This window comes from Microbacterium timonense (genome assembly GCF_900292075.1).
GTDB lineage: Bacteria > Actinomycetota > Actinomycetes > Actinomycetales > Microbacteriaceae > Microbacterium > Microbacterium timonense.
In genome coordinates this window covers 298263-316759 of record NZ_OLMV01000001.1, presented here as the reverse complement: position 1 = coordinate 316759, position 18497 = coordinate 298263, and the positions used below count along the sequence as shown (strand labels likewise).

Annotated in this window: 20 protein-coding genes and 1 tRNA gene; 5 read left to right on the top strand and 16 right to left on the bottom strand. The window is 71.6% G+C overall.

The genetic code is table 11. The features are described from left to right. Positions 1-6: 6 nt before the first annotated feature. From tatA to C9992_RS01515, 6 genes are all read right to left on the bottom strand, one after another. Positions 7-255 carry a Sec-independent protein translocase subunit TatA gene (tatA, locus tag C9992_RS01540; protein WP_106813839.1) on the bottom strand — a complete coding sequence of 83 codons (249 nt, stop codon included), beginning with the start codon at positions 253-255 and terminating at the stop codon, positions 7-9. Positions 256-322: 67 nt separating this feature from the next. Beyond that, positions 323-1285, bottom strand: coding sequence for a helix-turn-helix transcriptional regulator (locus C9992_RS01535; protein ID WP_106813838.1), 963 nt, complete (start codon positions 1283-1285; stop codon positions 323-325). Further along, the gene (locus tag C9992_RS01530) at positions 1282-2277 is read right to left on the bottom strand and encodes a helix-turn-helix transcriptional regulator (protein WP_106813837.1); all 996 of its coding nucleotides are present in this window, start codon (positions 2275-2277) and stop codon (positions 1282-1284) included. The genes C9992_RS01535 and C9992_RS01530 overlap by 4 nt, the downstream gene beginning before the upstream one ends. Before the next feature lie 75 nt (positions 2278-2352). Beyond that, complete coding sequence (locus C9992_RS01525; RefSeq protein WP_106813836.1) at positions 2353-3321, bottom strand: FKBP-type peptidyl-prolyl cis-trans isomerase; 969 nt, start codon at positions 3319-3321, stop codon at positions 2353-2355. A gap of 69 nt (positions 3322-3390) precedes the next feature. Further along, complete coding sequence (locus tag C9992_RS01520; protein ID WP_106813835.1) at positions 3391-4413, bottom strand: tRNA (adenine-N1)-methyltransferase; 1023 nt, start codon at positions 4411-4413, stop codon at positions 3391-3393. Beyond that, the gene (locus C9992_RS01515; RefSeq protein ID WP_106813834.1) at positions 4410-5117 is read right to left on the bottom strand and encodes an HAD family hydrolase; all 708 of its coding nucleotides are present in this window, start codon (positions 5115-5117) and stop codon (positions 4410-4412) included. The genes C9992_RS01520 and C9992_RS01515 overlap by 4 nt, the downstream gene beginning before the upstream one ends. 91 nt (positions 5118-5208) lie before the next feature. Here C9992_RS01515 and C9992_RS01510 point away from each other — a divergent pair, with 91 nt between their 5' ends. Next, positions 5209-6084, top strand: coding sequence for a PAC2 family protein (locus C9992_RS01510; RefSeq protein ID WP_106813833.1), 876 nt, complete (start codon positions 5209-5211; stop codon positions 6082-6084). 62 nt (positions 6085-6146) lie between these two features. Here C9992_RS01510 and C9992_RS01505 read toward each other — a convergent pair whose 3' ends face one another. The 6 genes from C9992_RS01505 to C9992_RS01480 form a co-directional block, all read right to left on the bottom strand. Next, positions 6147-6968: an undecaprenyl-diphosphate phosphatase gene (locus C9992_RS01505; RefSeq protein WP_106813832.1), complete on the bottom strand. Its 822-nt coding sequence runs from the start codon at positions 6966-6968 to the stop codon at positions 6147-6149. A gap of 50 nt (positions 6969-7018) precedes the next feature. Continuing rightward, a complete protein-coding gene (locus tag C9992_RS01500; protein ID WP_106813831.1) occupies positions 7019-8314 on the bottom strand; it encodes a M20/M25/M40 family metallo-hydrolase in 1296 nt (431 codons plus the stop codon). Between the two features lie 71 nt (positions 8315-8385). Next, a tRNA-Leu gene (locus C9992_RS01495) sits at positions 8386-8470 on the bottom strand. Positions 8471-8551: 81 nt separating this feature from the next. Beyond that, positions 8552-9640 (bottom strand): VIT1/CCC1 transporter family protein, encoded by a 1089-nt coding sequence (locus C9992_RS01490; protein WP_106813830.1) that lies wholly within the window; start codon positions 9638-9640, stop codon positions 8552-8554. Positions 9641-9673: 33 nt separating this feature from the next. Next, positions 9674-10240 (bottom strand): SRPBCC family protein, encoded by a 567-nt coding sequence (locus C9992_RS01485; RefSeq protein ID WP_106813829.1) that lies wholly within the window; start codon positions 10238-10240, stop codon positions 9674-9676. 33 nt (positions 10241-10273) lie between these two features. Beyond that, positions 10274-12097 (bottom strand): DEAD/DEAH box helicase, encoded by a 1824-nt coding sequence (locus C9992_RS01480; protein ID WP_106814574.1) that lies wholly within the window; start codon positions 12095-12097, stop codon positions 10274-10276. Between the two features lie 239 nt (positions 12098-12336). On the opposite strand from C9992_RS01480, the gene C9992_RS01475 reads away from it, so the two are divergent. Continuing rightward, complete coding sequence (locus C9992_RS01475; protein WP_106813828.1) at positions 12337-13197, top strand: SGNH/GDSL hydrolase family protein; 861 nt, start codon at positions 12337-12339, stop codon at positions 13195-13197. Beyond that, complete coding sequence (locus C9992_RS01470; RefSeq protein ID WP_106813827.1) at positions 13198-13887, top strand: SDR family oxidoreductase; 690 nt, start codon at positions 13198-13200, stop codon at positions 13885-13887. Positions 13888-13898: 11 nt separating this feature from the next. Here the strand turns inward: C9992_RS01470 and C9992_RS01465 are convergent, their stop codons facing one another. Both C9992_RS01465 and C9992_RS01460 read right to left on the bottom strand, forming a co-directional pair. Further along, positions 13899-14702 (bottom strand): TrmH family RNA methyltransferase, encoded by an 804-nt coding sequence (locus C9992_RS01465; protein WP_106813826.1) that lies wholly within the window; start codon positions 14700-14702, stop codon positions 13899-13901. A gap of 30 nt (positions 14703-14732) precedes the next feature. After that, positions 14733-15506, bottom strand: a complete 774-nt coding sequence (locus C9992_RS01460) for a class I SAM-dependent methyltransferase (RefSeq protein ID WP_235007910.1) — start codon at positions 15504-15506, stop codon at positions 14733-14735. An 82-nt stretch (positions 15507-15588) separates the two neighbouring features. On the opposite strand from C9992_RS01460, the gene C9992_RS01455 reads away from it, so the two are divergent. Both C9992_RS01455 and C9992_RS01450 read left to right on the top strand, forming a co-directional pair. Continuing rightward, positions 15589-16443, top strand: coding sequence for a Sir2 family NAD-dependent protein deacetylase (locus C9992_RS01455; protein WP_106813824.1), 855 nt, complete (start codon positions 15589-15591; stop codon positions 16441-16443). Between the two features lie 42 nt (positions 16444-16485). Continuing rightward, positions 16486-17142, top strand: coding sequence for a histidine phosphatase family protein (locus tag C9992_RS01450; RefSeq protein ID WP_106813823.1), 657 nt, complete (start codon positions 16486-16488; stop codon positions 17140-17142). An 18-nt stretch (positions 17143-17160) separates the two neighbouring features. Here the strand turns inward: C9992_RS01450 and C9992_RS01445 are convergent, their stop codons facing one another. Both C9992_RS01445 and C9992_RS01440 read right to left on the bottom strand, forming a co-directional pair. Then, positions 17161-17970 (bottom strand): HpcH/HpaI aldolase/citrate lyase family protein, encoded by an 810-nt coding sequence (locus C9992_RS01445; RefSeq protein WP_106813822.1) that lies wholly within the window; start codon positions 17968-17970, stop codon positions 17161-17163. Next, positions 17967-18494 (bottom strand): MaoC family dehydratase, encoded by a 528-nt coding sequence (locus C9992_RS01440; protein WP_106814573.1) that lies wholly within the window; start codon positions 18492-18494, stop codon positions 17967-17969. Before C9992_RS01440 ends, C9992_RS01445 begins: the two co-directional genes overlap by 4 nt. Positions 18495-18497: the final 3 nt, after the last annotated feature.

Sequence of the window (18497 nt, the reverse complement as noted above, 5' to 3'; positions counted from 1 at the left end):
GGCGGGTCAGGACGAAGGGTCTGCGGTGCTGCTGCTCGAGCTCGCGGGGGTGTCGGCCTTCGGAGACTCCGACGACACGTTCTCCGCCTTCGGCTTCGCCGTGCTGTCGTCCTCCTTCATCGCCTTCATCTCGCCCTTGAAGACCCGGGCGGACTGGCCGAGGCTCTTGGCCAGAGCCGGGAGCTTCGCGGCCCCGAAGAGGAGCAGGATCACCGCGAGGATGATCAGAAGATGCGGCCATCCGAATGCGCCCATGCGGAATCTCCTTGTCGGTGCGGATGTGCCTACAGTGTAACCCGCTGCGGCTCGCGGCCCGCCGACGTCACCGGTATTGGGCCAGACCCGCCTCGGCCCATTCCGCCACCGCACGCCGTGCGCCGGCGGGCTCGAGGACCTCGACCGCCCCGCCGCGGCGGGCGGCGAGCCGGCGCAGGCTCAACTCGTCCGCCACGCGCATGGTCGCGGTGGTGACACCGTGCACCGTCTCGAGGGTCGCGCGGTCCAGGTAGTCCCCCAGCAGCGGTGCGACGCCTTCGGCGAACCGGATCCGCGCGACGATGTCGCCGGCGTCGGAGTCGAACCAGTCGGGCGCGTGCTCCCCCGCGTGCGTGCTCGGGATGCCGGTCAGCTCCAGGTCGCTCACCCGGTCGAGGTGGAACGTGCGCATCGCCTCCCGGAGATGGCACCAGCCCTGCAGATACCACTGCCCGCTCGCGATGTGGACCTTCACGGGATCGACAGTCCGTGTGGTGGGAGCGGCATCGGGCGCCTTGTAGGTGAAGGAGACCGCCACCCCGCGGCGCAGGGCGTCGGCCACGAGGTCCCGGACGGCGTCGACCGGCTCAGGGGCCAGGATCACCTCGGCGGGGGTCCCGGAAGCGCCGCGTGCGAGCTTGGCGAGGAGGCCCGCGTAGAGCTCGGTGTCGCCCACGCCCGGGATCGACCGGGCCATCTGCAGGCCGGCGAGCAGGGCCGCGGCCTCCCGGGCGGTGAGCTTCGGCGACCGCTCGAGCCCGACCGAGTTCGTGATGACGATGAGGTCGCGCTCGTCCAGGAGATCCCAGTCGATGTCGAACAGGTCGTTGGCCATCTGCCAGTAGCCGCGGTCGCCGGGCAGCCCGATCACGGTGAGCTTCTCGACCATCGACCGCATCTGCTCCGGCGTCACGTCGAACTCGTCCGCCGCTTCGGCGAGCGACACTTCGCCCTTGCCCACCAGGTACGGCACCAGCTGCAGCATGAGGGCCGCACGATCCGTCGCGACGAGAGGCCGGCGGGCGGTCATGACGCACCTCCGTGCAGATCACGTGTGGCAGCGAGCCGGTCGATCACGCGATCCCGCAGTTCGGCGGGCTCGACCACGCGCACCTCCGGGCCGTACGAGGCGAGCTCATCGGCGAAGATGTGCACGTCCACGTACGGCACACGGATCCCCTGCTCCGCGGGCTGCGCGCGGCGGGCCAGTCGCAGCGCCGCCTCGGTCCCGGGGTTGACCTCCAGCAGCGCCGAGTTCCGCGCGGCGACGTCCTCCAGCCCCGCCAGCGCACGTTCGCCGGCCCCCTCGCGCAGCGCCGGGTCGAAGGACGAGCGCGTGACGGTCACGGGGCCCACGATGCGTGAGAGGAGGAAGGTGCGGTCTGCGCGCACGTCGAGGTCGACGCCGAAGACGTGCCAGCGCGCCTCGTACTCGACCAGCGCCAGCGGCTGCACCCGGCGCGTGCGCGGGGCACCCTCGCCGGGCTTCAGATACGGGAAGGTGACGACCCGGCTCTGCTCGATGGCCTGCTGCAGCACCGGGAACGCCGGGTCGCGCAGGCTCAGCCGCGGGGAGAAGCCGATGATCGGCTCGTCGACGAGGTCTCCGAGCGCGCGGATCTTCCGCAGCCCGCTGCGCGCGTCGTCCGACATGGAGCTCTCGCTCCACACTCCCCCGGCCAAGGTGAGGAGTGCGAGTTCGGCGGGCGTGAAGACGATGTCCTCCGGCAGTTCGTACTCCGCCGTGGGCACGCGATACCGCGCTTCACGCAGATCGTCGGGGTCGGCCCAGTCGCCGATGGTCTCGATGGGCACCCCGAGGCCGCGCAGCGCCTCTTTGTCGCGCTCGAACATCTTCTCGAGGGCGTCCTTGGACGCACCCGCCTCGCTCTGCTCGCGATAGCCCGCGACCGACGTCAGGATGGTGTCCTTCGTCAGCCCCTGATCGGTCGCGATGAGCGCCACCACGAGGTTGACCAGGCGCTCCTCGGGCGGGATCTTCGCGGCAGCAGTGGCAGGCACCCGCCTATCTTAGGGCCGCCTCCGCGGGCGCGGCGGAGCCCCACGCGCGCGAGCGATCCTGACGGCGACCCCGCCTCACTCCTGCGGGACCGCGTCGAGACCCAGGATGTCGATGACGAACACGAGCGTCGAACCCGCGGGCACGCCGGCATGCGACTGGTCGCCGTAGCCCTGGTCCGGCGGCACCACCACGAGCACCTGCGAACCGACCGTCTGCCCCTTCAGTGCTTCCGCGAACCCGGGCACCACCCCGTCGAGGGTGACGGATGCCGGCTGCGCGTCCCACGTCGTGTCGAACGCTTCGTCCTCACCCCAGACGACGCCGGTGTAGTGGACGCGCACCGGCTGGTCGCCGGTGACCTCGGGGCCGGAGCCCTTCTTGAGCGTCTGCACCACGACGTCCGTGGGAGGCGCGCTGTCGGGGATGATCAGACCCGGGCGCCCGTCGGGGGCGCGGACGACGCTGGGCAGCCCGAAGCCGCTGTTGAACTGGTTCTGCCCGTCGGCAGCGGCGAGGTACACCTTTCGCAGGTCCACCACGGCGACGACCGTGTCGTCGTCCTCGAGCCCAAAGCCCGAGGCGACATCGGGCGCCAGGTCGTCGGGCGAGAGGGCGACGGCCACACGGGAGCCCTCCGTCGCACAGTGCAGCGCATCCTCGAAGCCCAGGAAGTTCGTGGCCCACTGGGACGGCGACGAGACGCGGGTCAGGTCGCCGTCGTAGGCGGTGGCGACGATCGGCTCCCCCGTCGTGCCGTTGAAGAGCGCCACGTCGACCACCATCAGCTGGTCCGGCGACGTGATCGCGGTGCCGTCGCCGGTGACGACGTCCTCGAAGGCGAGGTGCGGCGCGTGCAGCGGCGTGTAGATGTCGACCTCGGGCTGCTCGTCGGTGTCGCCGGTGACGTCGATGAGGTTCATCACCTCCGTGTCGGTCACCTCCGGGCGGGAGCAGTCCGCGGCGGCCGACCCGGACAGCGAGCATCCGGTGAGACCGACGGTCACCAGTCCCAGGACGAGGAGGGCAGCGGGGAACTTGCGCACCGGAACAGTCTAGATGCGCGTCGACGCGATGCCGTGCGCTCGAGGCGGCTCACGCGTCGCCGCGCAGCCTCACGGGGCGTCCGGCGCCTCTGTGCGCCCCGCGGCCCGGCGGGCTCCTTCGGCGGCCCGCTCGGCCTCACGCACGCGCTTGCGGAGGTTCTTGTCGGTGATCTCCCGGTCGCCGACGGCGCCCGGAGTCCACAGCTCGACGTCCTCGTCGCCGTAGCTGGACTTAGAGGCGCGGCGCTTGACCTCGGGCGCGATCGCACCGGGCGCCAGCCGACGTGCCCACACCAGGAAGCCGGTGTGCGCGACCATGCGGTGGTCGGGCCGCACGGCGAGTCCCTCGACGTGCCAGCCGCGGACCATCGTCTCGTTGGCATCGGGCTCGGTGAACAGGCCGGTGCCGCGGATGTACTCCGCGACCCGGCTCAGCTGGGTCGCGGTGGCCACGTAGCAGACCACGACCCCGCCGGGCGTGAGCGCGTCGGCGACCGCATCGATGCACTCCCACGGTGCCAGCATGTCGAGCACGACGCGATCGACGGATGCCGCAGCCACGGTCTCGCCGAGCTGCTCGGTGAGATCGCCGACGACGACGTCCCAGTTCGCCGGCACCTCCCCCGTGAAGGTCTCCACGTTGGCGCGCGCGACCGCGGCGAAGTCCTCTCGACGCTCGAACGACACCAGCCGGCCCTCCGCGCCGATCGCACGGAGCAGCCACAGTGACAGCGCGCCGGATCCAACCCCGGCCTCCACCACCGTGGCGCCCGGGAAGATGTCGGCTTCGGCGAGGATCTGCGCGGCATCCTTCGGGTACACGATCGCGGCCCCGCGCGGCATCGACATCACGAAGTCGCGCAGCAGCGGGCGCAGCGCGAGGTATTCGTGGCCGCCGCTGTTGGCCACCACCGAGCCGTCGGGCTGTCCGACCAGCTGCGCGTGCCTCAGCACGCCGTGGTGGGTGTGGAGCTCACCGTCCTCGCGCAGCGTGATGGTGTGCAGGCGCCCCTTCGGACCCGTGAGCTGCACGCGGTCCCCGAGGCGGAACGGACCGCGAGGGCGTTCCGGTGCATCGCGTTCGGTCGTCATCGCGTGGCCTCCTCGACAGCGCGCGTGCCGTGCAGGGTCGAACGGTGAGCCGCGTGGAAGGCCGAGACATCGGCTGCCGTGCGCCCTTCCAGCGTCTCCCACACCGCATGGGCGCCGACGCCCGTCAGCGACACCATGAGCGGCACGCCGATGACCGACGCCCCGGACGCCAGCGCGGAGCGCAGCCCGTTGGGCGAGTCCTCGATGGCCACCGTCGACGCCGGCTCGACTCCGAGCGCGTCGCAGGCCTGCAGGTACGGATCGGGGAAGGGCTTCGGGCGGGTCGCATCATCACCCGCGATGACGACATCGAACGCCTCGAAGTCGATGAGGTCGACCACCGTCCGGGCCATGCGCCGCATCGACATGGTGACCAGAGCCGTCTTGACCCCCGCCGCGCGCAGGTCGGCCAGCAGCTCCCGCGCCCCCGGGCGGAACGGCACGCCGGTCACGGCGAGCTGACGCATCACCTCGTCGGTGAGGTGGTCGACGATCGCGTCCGTGCTCATGCGCACGCCGGTCTCCTGCAGGATCCGGGCGGAGTCCTCCAGGCCCAGGCCGACCAGGCTCAGCGCCTGCTCGTGCGACCAGGTGCCCCCGAAGCTCTCGATGAGCGGTGTCTCCGCCGCCATCCAATACGGCTCGGTGTCGACGAGAGTGCCGTCCATGTCCCAGAGGACGGCGGCGAGTCGGGGCGCGTTCACCGTGCAATCCTACCGACGCGACTCCGGCCCCCGACGGAGAGGGGGGCCTATCCTGGAGAGACCCGCAGTGCACGCGGGTGGAGGAGGTCTCGTGGACGGACTGGGTCGCCGGGTACTCGTCGCCGCGTTCGACGGATGGAACGACGCCGGTGAGGCCGCTTCGTCCGCCCTCACGCATCTGCGCGAAGGCGGTCAGTACGAGAGCGTGTTCTCCGTCGATCCCGAGCTGTACTTCGACTACCAGTACACCCGGCCTCATGTCGCGCTGGACGGCGAGGGCCGCCGGTCGCTGCGGTGGCCGGAGGCGACGCTGCTGCGCCCCGCGCATGCGACCCGGGGCACCCAGCTCTGGCTGCTCACCGGCGTGGAGCCCGCCAGGGCCTGGCAGGCGTTCTCATCGGAGTTCATCGATGTCGCCCTCCGGGAGGACATCACCGGCTTCGTCGCGATCGGCTCCATGATGTCCGACGTTCCGCACACCCGGCCCATCTCGGTGTTCGGCGGCAGCGACAACGAGGCGCTGCGTACTGCACTCGACCTCGAGCGCAGCACGTATGAGGGCCCCGTCGGCATCCTCAGCGTGCTGGGCGACGCGGCAGAGCGCGCCGGCATCCCCACCGCCAGCCTGTGGGCGAGCGTGCCGCACTACGTCGCAGGGCACACCCCGTCGCCGAAGGCGACGCTGGCGCTGCTGGACAAGCTCGAGGACATCACCGGTGCGCCGGTGCCCCGCGGCGACCTGGCGACCGAGGCGGCCGCGTGGGAGGCGTCGATCGACGCCGCCGCGGCCGACGACGAGGAGATGACCGAGTACATCCGCCAACTCGAGCGCACGCGCGACACCTGGGACTCGCCTGAGGCGTCCGGCGATGCCATCGCGCAGGAGTTCGAGCGGTACCTGCGCCGCACCGACGGCCGGCCGGGCGACGGGCCGACCAAGCCCGGGCGCGACGACCCGCGCCGCTGACCGTTCCCGGTCGTCGAAGCGCGCTTCGACGACCTCGGGATGACGCCCCGCGTGCCCTCCGCTCAGGCGTGGATGACGCCCATGCTCAGGAGCACGAGCAGCAGGGAACCCACCGCGACGCGATAAACCACGAACGGCAGGAAGCTGTGCTTGGAGATCCAGTTCATGAAGAACGCGATCACCCCGAGCGCCACCACGAACGCCACCACCGTGGCGACCGCGGTCTCGCCGAGGGTGAACACCCCCGGCTCGTCGAGGCTCTTGAACAGCTGGAAGAACCCGCTCCCGAACACCGCCGGGATCGCCAGCAGGAAGGCGTAGCGGGCGGCCGCGGCACGCTCGTATCCCAGGAACAGACCGGCGGTGATCGTGCCCCCCGACCGCGAGACACCCGGGATGAGGGCGAGCGACTGCGCGAGGCCGTAGACGACGCCGTCACCGATCGTCATGTCTTTCAGCTTGCGCTTCTTCGCGCCGACGTGATCGGCGATGCCCAGCAGCACGCCGAAGAAGATCAGCATGCCCGCGGTCATCCACAGCGACCGCAGCACCGTCTCGATCTGGTCCTGGAACAGCAGCCCCAGCACGACGATCGGGATGCTGCCCACGATGATGAGCCACCCGAGCCGCGCGTCCGGGTCGTTGCGCGGGATACGGCCGAACAGCGCACGGAACCAGTGGCCGATGATCCGTACGATGTCGCGCCAGAAGAACACCACGACGGCCGCCTCGGTGCCGATCTGGGTGATGGCGGTGAAGGCGGCGCCCGGGTCCTGCGCGGAGGGCAGGAACTCCCCCAGGATGCGCAGGTGCGCGCTCGACGAGATCGGGAGGAACTCGGTCAGTCCCTGGACGAAGCCGAGGATGATCGCTTCGAGAAGCATGGGCGCCTTTCAGCCGTGCGGATGCCGCTGCCGGCGGCATCCGTCCATTCTCAGTAGGTGCGGAGCAGGTCGGTGAGCACGGCCTGACCGAACGTCAGCGCGTCGATCGGCACCCGCTCGTCCACGCCGTGGAACATGCCGGTGAAATCCAGCTCGGACGGCAGCCGCAGCGGTGCGAACCCGTAGCCGGCGATGCCGAGCGCCGCGAGCGCCTTGTTGTCGGTGCCGCCGCCCATGAGATACGGCACGACGGGCGCGTCGGGATCGTGGCGCCCGAGCGCCGCGACCATCGCGTCGACGAGGTCGCCCGCGAACGGCACCTCCAGACCGATGTCCTGGTGGACGACCTGCACCTCCACGTCGTCGCCCACGATCCGTGCGATCTCGGCCAGCGCCGCCTGTTCCGTGCCGGGCAGCACGCGGACGTCGATGAGCGCCTCGGCGCGGTCGGGGATGACGTTGTGCTTGTAGCCGGCCACCAGCCCGGTCGGATTCGTCGTCGTCCGCAGCGTCGAGCGGAGGAACCCGGATGCTGCACCCGCGGCCTGTGCGACGGCATCCGCGTCGTGCGGGCTGCGGCCGGTCAGCTCCGCGAGCCGCTGGGTCATCTCCCGCGTGGTCTCGGTCAGGGTGACCGGCCACGCCGTGCGGCCCAGCGCCGCGACCGCCTCGGCCAGACGCGTGACGGCGTTGTCGGCGTGGAAGCTCGAGCCGTGCGCGGCACGGCCGCGGGCGACCAGGCGGATCCACACCAGCGCCTTCTCACCCACCTGCAGCAGGTAGGCGTGACGCTCACCCAGCGGGATCGAGTACCCGCCGACCTCGCTGATCGCCTCGGTCGCCCCCTCGAACCACTCCGGCCGGTTCTCGACGACCAGTGCCGAGCCCTCGACGCCACCGTTCTCCTCGTCGGCGAAGAACGCCAGCACCAGGTCGCGCTCGGGCTGGTCGCCCGCGCGCAGGATGTCGGCGACGGAGGCGAGGATCATGGCGTCCATGTCCTTCATGTCGACCGCGCCGCGCCCCCACAGCATGCCGTCCTTGACGACGCCGGCGAAGGGGTCCACGCTCCAGTCCTCCGCGATCGCGGGGACCACGTCCAGGTGTCCGTGCAGCACCAGTGCGGGCTTGCTGCCGTCACGGCCGGGGACACGGGCCATCACGTTCGTACGCCGCGGGATCGGCTCATAGAACTGAGGCCTCAGTCCGAGGCGTTCCAGATACGCCCCGACGTATTCCGCCGCCTCCCGTTCGCCGGCGGCCCGACCGCCGCCGTGGTTCGTCGTGTCGAAGCGGATCAGGTCCTGCGCCAGCGCGGCGACTTCCGGGAGTTCGGCTTCGGGCATGCGCTCAAACCTATCGTCTCGATCGGACGGGAAACGGCGAAGGCCCCCTCTCGGGGGCCTTCGACCTCATGTGCGCGAGGGGGGACTTGAACCCCCACGCCCTATACGGGCACTAGCACCTCAAGCTAGCGCGTCTACCTATTCCGCCACCCGCGCAGGTGGTTTCCGGTTTTGCAACCGAGGAATGACACTACCACGTCGGGGGTCGCGGAACGAATCCGCAGACCCCCGGGCGCGTCAGCCCATCGACACCCCGAAGACCAGCCCGAGCACGTACGTGACAGCCGCCGCCCCGAAGCCGATCCCGAGCTGCCGCAGTGCGCGGCGAAGCGGCGATGCGCCGGAGAGCAGCCCCACCGCGGCGCCGGTCGACATCAGCGCCACGCCCACCAGCAGCAGGGCCACCACGACCGCCGTCAACCCCGACAGCCCGAAGAGCCACGGCAGCACGGGGATGATCGCGCCGGAGGCGAAGAAGAGGAAGCTCGACAGCGCTGCCGCCCACGCGCCGCCGACCACGTTGCCGTGGTCGGCGATCGCGATGGCACCGGTGTCTGCTCGGCCCTGGCCGGCAGCGCGGGCCGCCTCGACCACGCGCCGGGCGCGGGCGGACGCCTCCGTCTCCGGCATCCCGCGCGTGCGGTAGACGAGGGCCAGTTCGTTGGCATCGATGTCGAGGTGCGGAATCGCCCCGTCGGCGTAATCGCTCGGCTCGGTGGCTGCCAGCAGCTCGCGCTGCGAGCGCACCGAGACGAACTCGCCGGCTCCCATCGACAGGGCCCCGGCGAGGAGCCCGGCGATGCCGCTGAACAGCACGAACTGGCTCGGCACGCCCGTCGCGCCGATCCCCATCACCAGCGCCAGGTTCGACACCAGGCCGTCGTTCGCCCCGAAGACGGCTGCACGGAACGTGCCGGACAGACGGCGACGTCCGCGCGCGGCGAGACCGCGCACGACCTCGTGGTGGATCTTCTCGTCCGCGGCCATCCGCGACGTCGCGAAGGGCTCGTCGTCGTACGGGGAGCGCGCCTCGGCGTTCTGGGCCAGCGCGAGCACGAAGATCGAGCCGAAGCGCCTGGCCATCCAGCCGAGCAGGCGCGTGCGCACGTCGGGATGCGGCAGCCGCGTCGGCGTCGCGCCGAGCAGCTCGACCCAATGCGCTTCGTGCCGTCCCTCGGCCTCGGCCAGCGCGAGCAGGATCTCGCGTTCCTCACCGGTGCGGCGATCGGCGAGCTGTCGGTACACGCGCGCCTCCGCCTGCTCGTTCACGAGGTACTTCGCCCAGCGGCGGCGATCGCGGTCGGTCGGTGCGGCGGGCGCGCTCACAGGGCCTCCAGTCGGGATCGGGACCCGTCCACGCTAGTCAGCCCGACCGCCGCGGCCGCCCGTCGGGCGTGGATTGCCAGCATTTCGGGGTTCCGAACCGGCGCCGCTCCCCCACAACGCCTGCAGGCCCCGCTCGCCACGCCGCATGACCCGCGCGTGCGCGCGCTCGAAGAGCGGGCGCAGCAGCCAGGCGGTGGCGTTCATCCACGGTCGGCGGGTCTGCACGTCCCAGCGGAAGGCGACCAGGCACCACCCCGCGCCCGCCGGATCCCCCGTCCGGTCCTCCGGCGCAGGCCCGCCGATGACGACCTCCCCCGTCCCGCGCAGGTCGCCCTCGCTCGCGGCCGCCAGCGCGCGCCCGGCATCCACCGATGTCAGTTCCAGTCGCACCCGCAGCCGGTAGCCCAGCGGACTCCGCACCGCGAGCACCATCCGCTCCCCCGGGGCCAGCCGCCGCGGCGGCATCGGGATCGACAGCTCAGGCCACCACGGAATCGTCGCAGCCGACGGACCGGTCAGTGTGCGCTCGAGCTCGGCCCACACCTGCTCAGGCGGCTGCGGGATCCGCCATCGCGAGACGAACGAGTACGCCGCCGCCATGCGGGGATTCTAGGCCGGAGACCCTTCTCGGGGTCAGGAGCGGACACGCTTGCGGAGCACGTCGATGCGCGCCTGAAGCTGCGCGACCGTGGCGTGGGAGACGGCGGGACCGCCGCAGATCCGGCGCAACTCGGCATGGACCAGCCCGTGCGGCTCCCCCGACTGACGCGCGTACAGCCCCACGAGGCTGTTGAGCAGCTGACGCTGCTCCTTGAGCGTGCGGTGCAGCGGCTGGGGCAGCGACGGCTCCTCTTTCACGCCGGCCGCGCCCGCCTCCTCTGCGTGACGCTGCGCGCGGGCCTCGCGCGCGCTGCGATGACGCGACTGCCGGGCGACCCTCGACATCAGCACCTCGTGCACCTGGTCCGGCTCGAGCAGTCCCGGAATGCCCAGGAACTCCTCTTCCTCCGGCGTGCCCGGGACCGCGAGCTGTCCGAACTCCTTGCCGTCGAAGAGCACGCGGTCGAAGTGCGCGAGCGACCCCAGCGCCTGGTACGTGAACTCCTCGGTGAGCGCGTCGGACGCGGTCTCTTCGCGCTCCGCCGCATCCATGAGGTCTTCTTCGGCGTTCCACTCGTCGTCGCCGTCGGCGTCCCTGTCCAGCGCGTGGTCGCGCTGCCTCTCCATCTCCCCCGCCAGCGCGAGCAGCTGCGGGACGTTCGGCAGGAACACACTCGCGGTCTCACCGCGGCGGCGGGCACGCACGAAACGGCCGATGGCCTGTGCGAAGAAGAGCGGCGTCGACGCGCTGGTGGCGTACACGCCCACGGCCAGCCGCGGCACGTCCACGCCCTCCGAGACCATGCGCACCGCGACCATCCAGCGGGTCGTCGCCTTCGAGAACTCCTCGATGCGGGCGGAGGCCTCGGCCTCATCCGAGAGGACCACGGTGGGCGCCTCCCCCGAGATCTCGTGCAGGATCGCGGCGTACGCGCGGGCGGCGGTCTGATCCGTGGCGATCACCAGGCCGCCGGCATCCGGCACGTGCTCGCGCACCTCGGTGAGGCGCCGGTCGGCGGACCGCAGCACCGCCGGGATCCAGTCGCCCTGTGGATCCAGGGCCGTGCGCCACGCCTGCGACGTGATGTCCTTGGTGTTGTCCTGCCCGAGCTGGGCCTCCATCTCCTCGCCCGTCTTGGTGCGCCAGCGCATGTGACCGGCGTAGACGAGGAACAGCACGGGACGCACGACGCCGTCTTCGAGGGCGCGCCGATACCCGTAGGCGTAGTCGGTGCGCGACACCCGGATGCCCTTCTCATCCGGGTGGTACTCCACGAACGGAATGGGGGCGGTGTCGCTGCGGAACGGCGTGCCCGACAGCAGCAGCCGCCGGGTCGCCCGACTGTACGCCTCGCGCAGGGCATCGCCCCAGCTGAGGGCGTCGCCGCCGTGGTGCACCTCGTCCAGGATCACGAGCGTGCGCGCGTCCATCGTGAGGCGCTGGTGGACGGATGCCTTCACCGCGACCTGCGCGTACGTCACGGCGACCCCGTGGTACTGCCGGGCGGGCGTGGCATGGCGGTTGCTGAAGGCGGGGTCGAGCCGGATCCCCACCCGTGCGGCGGCATCCGCCCACTGCGTCTTCAGGTGCTCGGTCGGGGCCACCACGACGATGCGGTTCACGATGCGGCGCCGGAGGAGCTCGCTGGCCAGGCGCAGGGCGAACGTCGTCTTGCCGGCGCCGGGCGTGGCGGCCGCGAGGAAGTCCCGCGGCCCGCCGCCCGGTCCGTCCGGGCCGTCCATGCCGAAGTAGAGATCAAGGGCCTCGGCCTGCCACGCGCGCAGCCGCTGGGCGGTGCCCCATGGCGCACGCTGCGGGTAGGTCGGCGAGAGGTGCTCCGCCGCGAAGCTGCCGATGTGGGGTTCACCGCCGTGCGCGGGCGCATCATGAGCGGCGAGCGATGCGGTCGGGGATTCGGTGGATGCGGGCGGCGATTCGATCGCGGATTCGTCCGTCACCGATCACACCTCCCCCGAAGACAACGAGTCACCACGATAGACGAACCTCGCGACATCCGGGCCCGAACCACGACAGCCGCCGCCGGACGGTGCGCGGTAGCCTGACTCTCGGTCACGAGCCGAGGAACGGAACACGCATGTCCACCAGCGAAGACGCCCGCACCCCCTACGTCGCCAACGCGGAGCCGCACCCGTGGCGCCGTTACGTCGCGATCGGCGATTCCTTCACCGAGGGTGTCGGCGACCCGGAGCCGTCGTCTCCGAACGGGCTGCGCGGTTGGGCGGATCGCGTGGCCGAGGTGCTCTCGGAACAGGTCGACGACTTCGCATACGCGAACCTGGCGATCCGGGGACGCCTCATCGGTCAGATCGTGGCCGAGCAGGTGGAGCCGGCGATCGCGCTGAAGCCTGATCTGGTGACGTTCTCCGCGGGAGGCAACGACGTCATCCGGCCCAACGGCGACCCGGATGTGATCGCCCAGCTCTTCGAGGACGCGGTGGTACGGCTCTCACGCGAGGGTGCGACGGTCGTGGTCTTCACGGGCATCGACACCGCCTTCACGCCGGTGTTCCGTGGCATCCGCGGCAAAGTGGCGATCTACAACGAGAACATCCGGGCCATCGCCGACAGGTACGACTGCATCGTCGCCGACCAGTGGGCGCTGAAGGAGGTGCAGGACATGCGCTTCTTCGACGACGACCGCCTGCACTACAACGCGCTCGGCCACCACGAGGTCGCGCGCATGGTGCTGCGCGCCCTCAATGTGCCCAACGACCTGCAGCCGATGCAACCCGACCCGCTGCCGCTGCGCACGTGGCGCGAGGCCCGCGCCGTCGACCTGGTGTGGGCCCGCGAGTACCTCGTCCCGTGGGTGCTGCGGCGGCTGCGTCATCAGTCGTCCGGCGACGACATCTCACCCAAGCGGCCCGATCCGCTGCCCGTGCGGACGCTGGCGCCCGGCCGCGATGCTGCCGCCGCGCGCGGCGAGGAGGTCTGAGTGGCCACCTGTCTCGTCACGGGCGCCGGTTCGGGCATCGGCGCCGCGCTGGCCGCCCGGCTCGCCGAGCGGGGTGACGAACTGTGGCTCCTCGCGCGGGACGCCGGCAGGGCCGCGCAGCTCCGGGAGCGGTACGCCGGTGCACGGACGCTCGTCGGAGATCTGGCGGATCCTGGGCGCCTCTCGTGGGCGTTCGGCCACCAGACCGTCCCTTCCCGAGTCGACGCGCTCATCCACGTCGCCGGAGTCGTGGAGCTCGGGCCCGTCGCCGAGACATCCGTGGCCACCTGGCAGCAGCAGCTGGACGTGAACGCCGTGGGTCCGGCCGAGCTGACACGGCTCATGCTGCCGGCGCTGCGGGCGGCGCGCGGTCACGTGGTCTTCGTGAACTCGGGCGCGGGATTGCGGGTGAGCCCGGAGTGGGGCTCGTATGCGGCCAGCAAGTTCGCGGTGCGCGCCATCGCGGATGCGCTCCGGGAAGAGGAACGAGACACCGGTGTCCGCGTGACGACGGTCTACCCGGGACGCACGGCGACCCCCATGCAGGAGAAGGTGCACCGGCAGGAGGGGGCCGACTACGATCCGACGCGCTGGATCGCGCCCGAGTCGGTGGCCACGACGATCCTCGCCGCGCTCGATCTGCCTCGCGACGCCGTCGTCTCGGAGCTCACGGTCCGACCCGGCAGCTGAGGACGAGCGGATCAGCGCCGGCGCAGCTCCCACAGTGCCACGGCACTTGCCGCCGCGACGTTCAGCGAGTCCACATCGCCGGCCATGGGGATGGTGACCACGGCGTCGGCGGCCGCGAGCGCGCGCCGCGACAGACCGTCGCCCTCCGCGCCGAGCATCAACGCCACCCGCTCCGGCCTGCGCGTGCTGAAGTCGTCGAGGGGCGTCGCGTCTTCGGCGAGGGCGAGGGCGGCGAGCTCGAACCCGGCGCCGTGAAGCACGGTGCGCGCTTCATCCCACTCCGGCAGCCGCGTCCACGGCACCTGGAACACCGTGCCCATGCTGACCCGCACGCTGCGTCGGTACAGCGGGTCGGCGCAGCGAGGGCTCACGAGCACCGCGTCGGCGCCGAGACCCGCCGCGGCACGGAAGATCGCCCCGACGTTGGTGTGATCCACGATGTCTTCGAGCACGACGACGAGCCGTGCGCCGGCGACGATGTCGACCAGGGGCGGGAGCTCGGGCCGGTGCATCGACGCGAGCGCACCGCGATGCACCGCGTAGCCGGTCAGCGACTCGGCGATCTCCGGTGTCACCACGTACACGGGTACCGAGGCATCCGTCACCACGCGCTCGATGTCAGCGAGCCATTTCTCCTGCGCCAGCACCGAGCGAGGGCGGTGGCCGGCGGCGATCGCCCGGGCGATGACCTTCGCCGATTCGGCGATGTACAGACCGCCCTCGGGCTCGAGCATCCGCCGCAGTGCGACGTCGGTCAGGTCGCGGTAGTCGGCGAGCCTCTCGTCAGCGGGGTCGGAGATCACGATCGCGGGCATCGTGTCCCATCGTGGCACGCGCCGAGCCCGTCAGGTGCGCGTGCCCACCGCCGTCCACGCCCGCGCGGTGACCGAGAAGGGGCCGGCGCCGAGCTCGTCGCGCAGCGCACCTTCCAGGCGCTGCCTGCCCGCCGCGTCCAGCGTGCCGACGTAACGGCCCGCGGGGCCGACGCCGAGCAGGAACGGAGCCCACCAGTCGTCGAAGTCGCGGAAGGCGACCGTGCTCTCCACCACGGTCTGCGTCACGTCCGCCAGTCCGGCTCGCTCGAAGATGTCGACCAGCTGTCCCTCCGCGGCGCCGCTCAGACCCGCCTCGCCGCGGGCGTCGCCGTCGAACCGGTGCGCCACCTGCCAGAAGAGCGAGAGCGGACCGCCGCCCCCGGCGTGATCCCACACGCACGCCGTCACGCGGCCGCCGGGCGAGGTGACCCGTGCCATTTCACCCACCCCGCGCACCGGGTCGGTCATGAAATGGACGACCAGCTGCGCGAGCGACGCCCCGAACGCGTCGTCGGCGAACGGCAGCTCCTCGGCCGCCGCGACGCGCACGTCCACTCCCGGACAGGCCTGCGCGGTGGCCGCGACGAAGACGGGTTCGGGATCGACGGCGGCCACGTGCGCCGCGCCACGACGCCGCACCAGCTCGAGCGTCAGCATCCCCGGTCCGCAGCCCACGTCCAGCACGGACGCGGATGCGGGTACGCCCGCCAGCCCGACCTCGGCGAACGGCACCGCCAGCGGCGTCGAGAAGCGCCCCATGAACCGTGCGTAGGCGTCCGCGCTGACGCCGCCGAAGCTGCCCACAGCGCCATCCTGGCACGAGAGAGGCCGGCGTAACATCCCCGAAAACGCAGAGGCCTACACTCGGAACGAAGGGGGTGCGCCGGTGACCACGACCGCCACGGAATGGGACGCGCGAACCGCGGACGCCGTCGCAACGGCCATCGCGACGCTCTCCGGCCGCCGGCTGGCGGTGCTGACCGGCGCCGGCGTGTCGACCGACTCCGGGATCCCCGACTATCGCGGCGAGGGCGCGCCGGTGCGCACGCCGATGACGGTCGAGCAGTTCCTCTCCAGCGACGCCTCGCGCCGCCGGTACTGGGTCGGCAGTCACCTGGGCTGGAAGGCGTTCGCGGCCGCGGAACCCAACGCCGGTCACCGCGCCCTCGCGGAGCTGGAGCAGCGGGGACTGTCGACCGGCGTGATCACGCAGAACGTCGACGGCCTGCACGTACGCGCCGGCAGCCGACGCGTGGTCGAGCTGCACGGGACGATGCGCCGCGTGTTCTGCACGCACTGCGGCCAGGTGTTCGACCGCCGCGACCTCGCGCGCCGTGTGGAGGAGGACAACCCCTGGATCCGCGTGCCCGAGAACGTGCCGCTGGGTCCCGACGGGGATGTGCTGCCGGAGAGCACGGACGGCTTCCGCATCCCGGCATGCACCGTGTGCGGGGGCATGCTCAAGCCCGACGTCGTCTTCTTCGGCGAGTTCATCCCCGCCGAGAAGTTCCGGGAAGCGGAGCAGCTGGTCCACACCAGCGAGGCGCTGCTGGTGGCCGGTTCGTCCCTCGTGGTGAACTCCGGGATCCGGCTGTTGGAGCGGGCACGACGCCGGCGTCTGCCGGTCGTCATCGTCAACCGCGGGATGACGCGCGGCGACGGGCGGGCGAGCGTGAAGATCGACGCCGGCACGAGCGAGGTGCTTCGGGCGCTCGCCGACGCCCTGCCCGCGGTCGGCTGACGGGGCGGCAGCCGCCGGACAGCGTCGGGTTAGGCTCGAGGGGTGACCGCGCTGACCCTGATCCGCCACGGCGAGACCGACTGGAATCGCGACCGGCGCATCCAGGGCACCACCGACATCCCTCTCAACGACCACGGGCGGGCGCAAGCGCGCGCCACTGCCGAGGCGCTGCGCGAGCGCCTGGATGACGCGGGTGCGGTCACGATCGCCTCGAGCGACCTCGCGCGCGCCCGCGAGACGGCCGAGATCATCGCGTCCGAGCTCGGCATCCCGGGTCCTCGGGTGTATCCCGAGCTGCGCGAGCGGGCGTACGGCGAGGCGGAGGGCCTCGGGGTGGACGAGTTCCGTGCGCGGTGGGGTGACTGGTACACCGCCGAGGTGCCCGGCGCGGAGCCGTGGGCGGACCTGCGCGCGCGCGGCACTGCGGCTCTCGCCCGCGTGGTGCGTGACCACCGTGACGCGGTGCGTGCCGCCGCTTCGAGCGAGCCGGACCTCCGCGGCGACGCCGCCGGAGATGGCCGCGACGACGGGACGTTGATCGTCGTGAGCCACGGCGCCCTCATCCGCGAGCTGATCCGCCATGCCACCGCCGGAGAGCTGCCGCCGGCGGGCGAGCGCCTCCTCAACGGGTCGATGCACGACTTCGTGTTCGAGGGCGATCTGCTGCGGCTGGTGGCCTACGCCGGGCTGGTGGTGTAGCGGGAGACCTGTCCCCCGCTACCTGTCGGCGCTCGCCAGCACGCGACGGGCGTGGCGCAGCACGGGCTCATCGATCATCCGTCCCCGGTAGGAGAAGACGCCGCGCTCGTGGTCGGCGGCCGCGAGCACCGCGCGGGCCCACGCGACGGTCTTCTCGTCCGGACGGTATGCCGCCCGGATCACCGCCACCTGGCTCGGATGGATGCACGCCGTGGCCCGGAATCCGGATGCCGCGGCATCCGTCGCCTCGGCCGCCAGGCCTTTCGCGTCGTCGATGTCGAGGTGCACGGCGTCGATGGCCGCCTTGCCGCGTGCCCCGGCCGCCAGCAGCACTCGGGCTCGCGCGTACCGGGCGATGTCGCGGTAGCGTCCGTTCGGCTTGCGGCTGGAGGTGCCGCCGAGATCGGCGACGAGGTCTTCCGCCCCCCACATCAGCGCCACGACGTTGTCGAGCGCGGCCAGCCGGTCCACCTGTGCGACGCCCTTGGCCGTCTCGCACAGCGCGACGATCTCGAATCTCGGATCGATCCGCGCGATCCGCTTGGGCGACTGGGACTTCGCGACCATGATGCGCCGGTAGTCCGTCTGCGACAGCGTGGCCAGGTCGGCGAGGAAGGCGTCGGTCTCGGGCGGGTTCACCCGGACGATGACACGCGTGGGGTCGAGCTCGGATTCGATCAGATGCCCGCGGGCTGCCGTCTTGTCGGCGGGGGCGACGGCGTCCTCGAGATCGAGGATCACGGCGTCGGCGCGCTGCAGGGCCTTCTCGTACCGCTCCGGGCGGTCGGCGGGACAGAACAGCAGGGCAGGTCCGAGATCGAAGGTCATGATGCGTCTCCTTCGGAGGCGTCGGGCGCGGACGGTGGCGCGCACCACATGAGCGCCGTGCGGGTCGCCACCGCCACGACCTCGCCCCGCTGGTTGCGCCCGGTATGGCGCAGCGTGACGATCCCCTGGCCCGGGCGGGACGCCGAGAGTCGTTTGTCGACGACCTCCGTCTCGGTGTACAGCGTGTCGCCGTGGAACAGCGGCGCCGGGAACGAGATGTCGCTGAGACCGAGCTGGGCCACCAGGGTGCCCTGGGTGATCTGGGAGACGGATGCCCCGACCATCGTCGCCAGCGTCCACATGGAGTTCATCAGGCGCTCGCCGAACGGCTGCGACTGTGCGTACGCGGCATCCAGGTGGAGTGCCTGCGTGTTCATGGTGAGCGAGGAGAACAGCACATTGTCAGCCTCGGTCGCCGTGCGTCCGGGGCGGTGAACGTAGCGGGCTCCCACCGCGAGCTCGTCGTAGTACAGCCCGCGCTGCACGATCTCGGGGCCGGTCCGGCCGGCAGCGTCAGCGCTCACCTC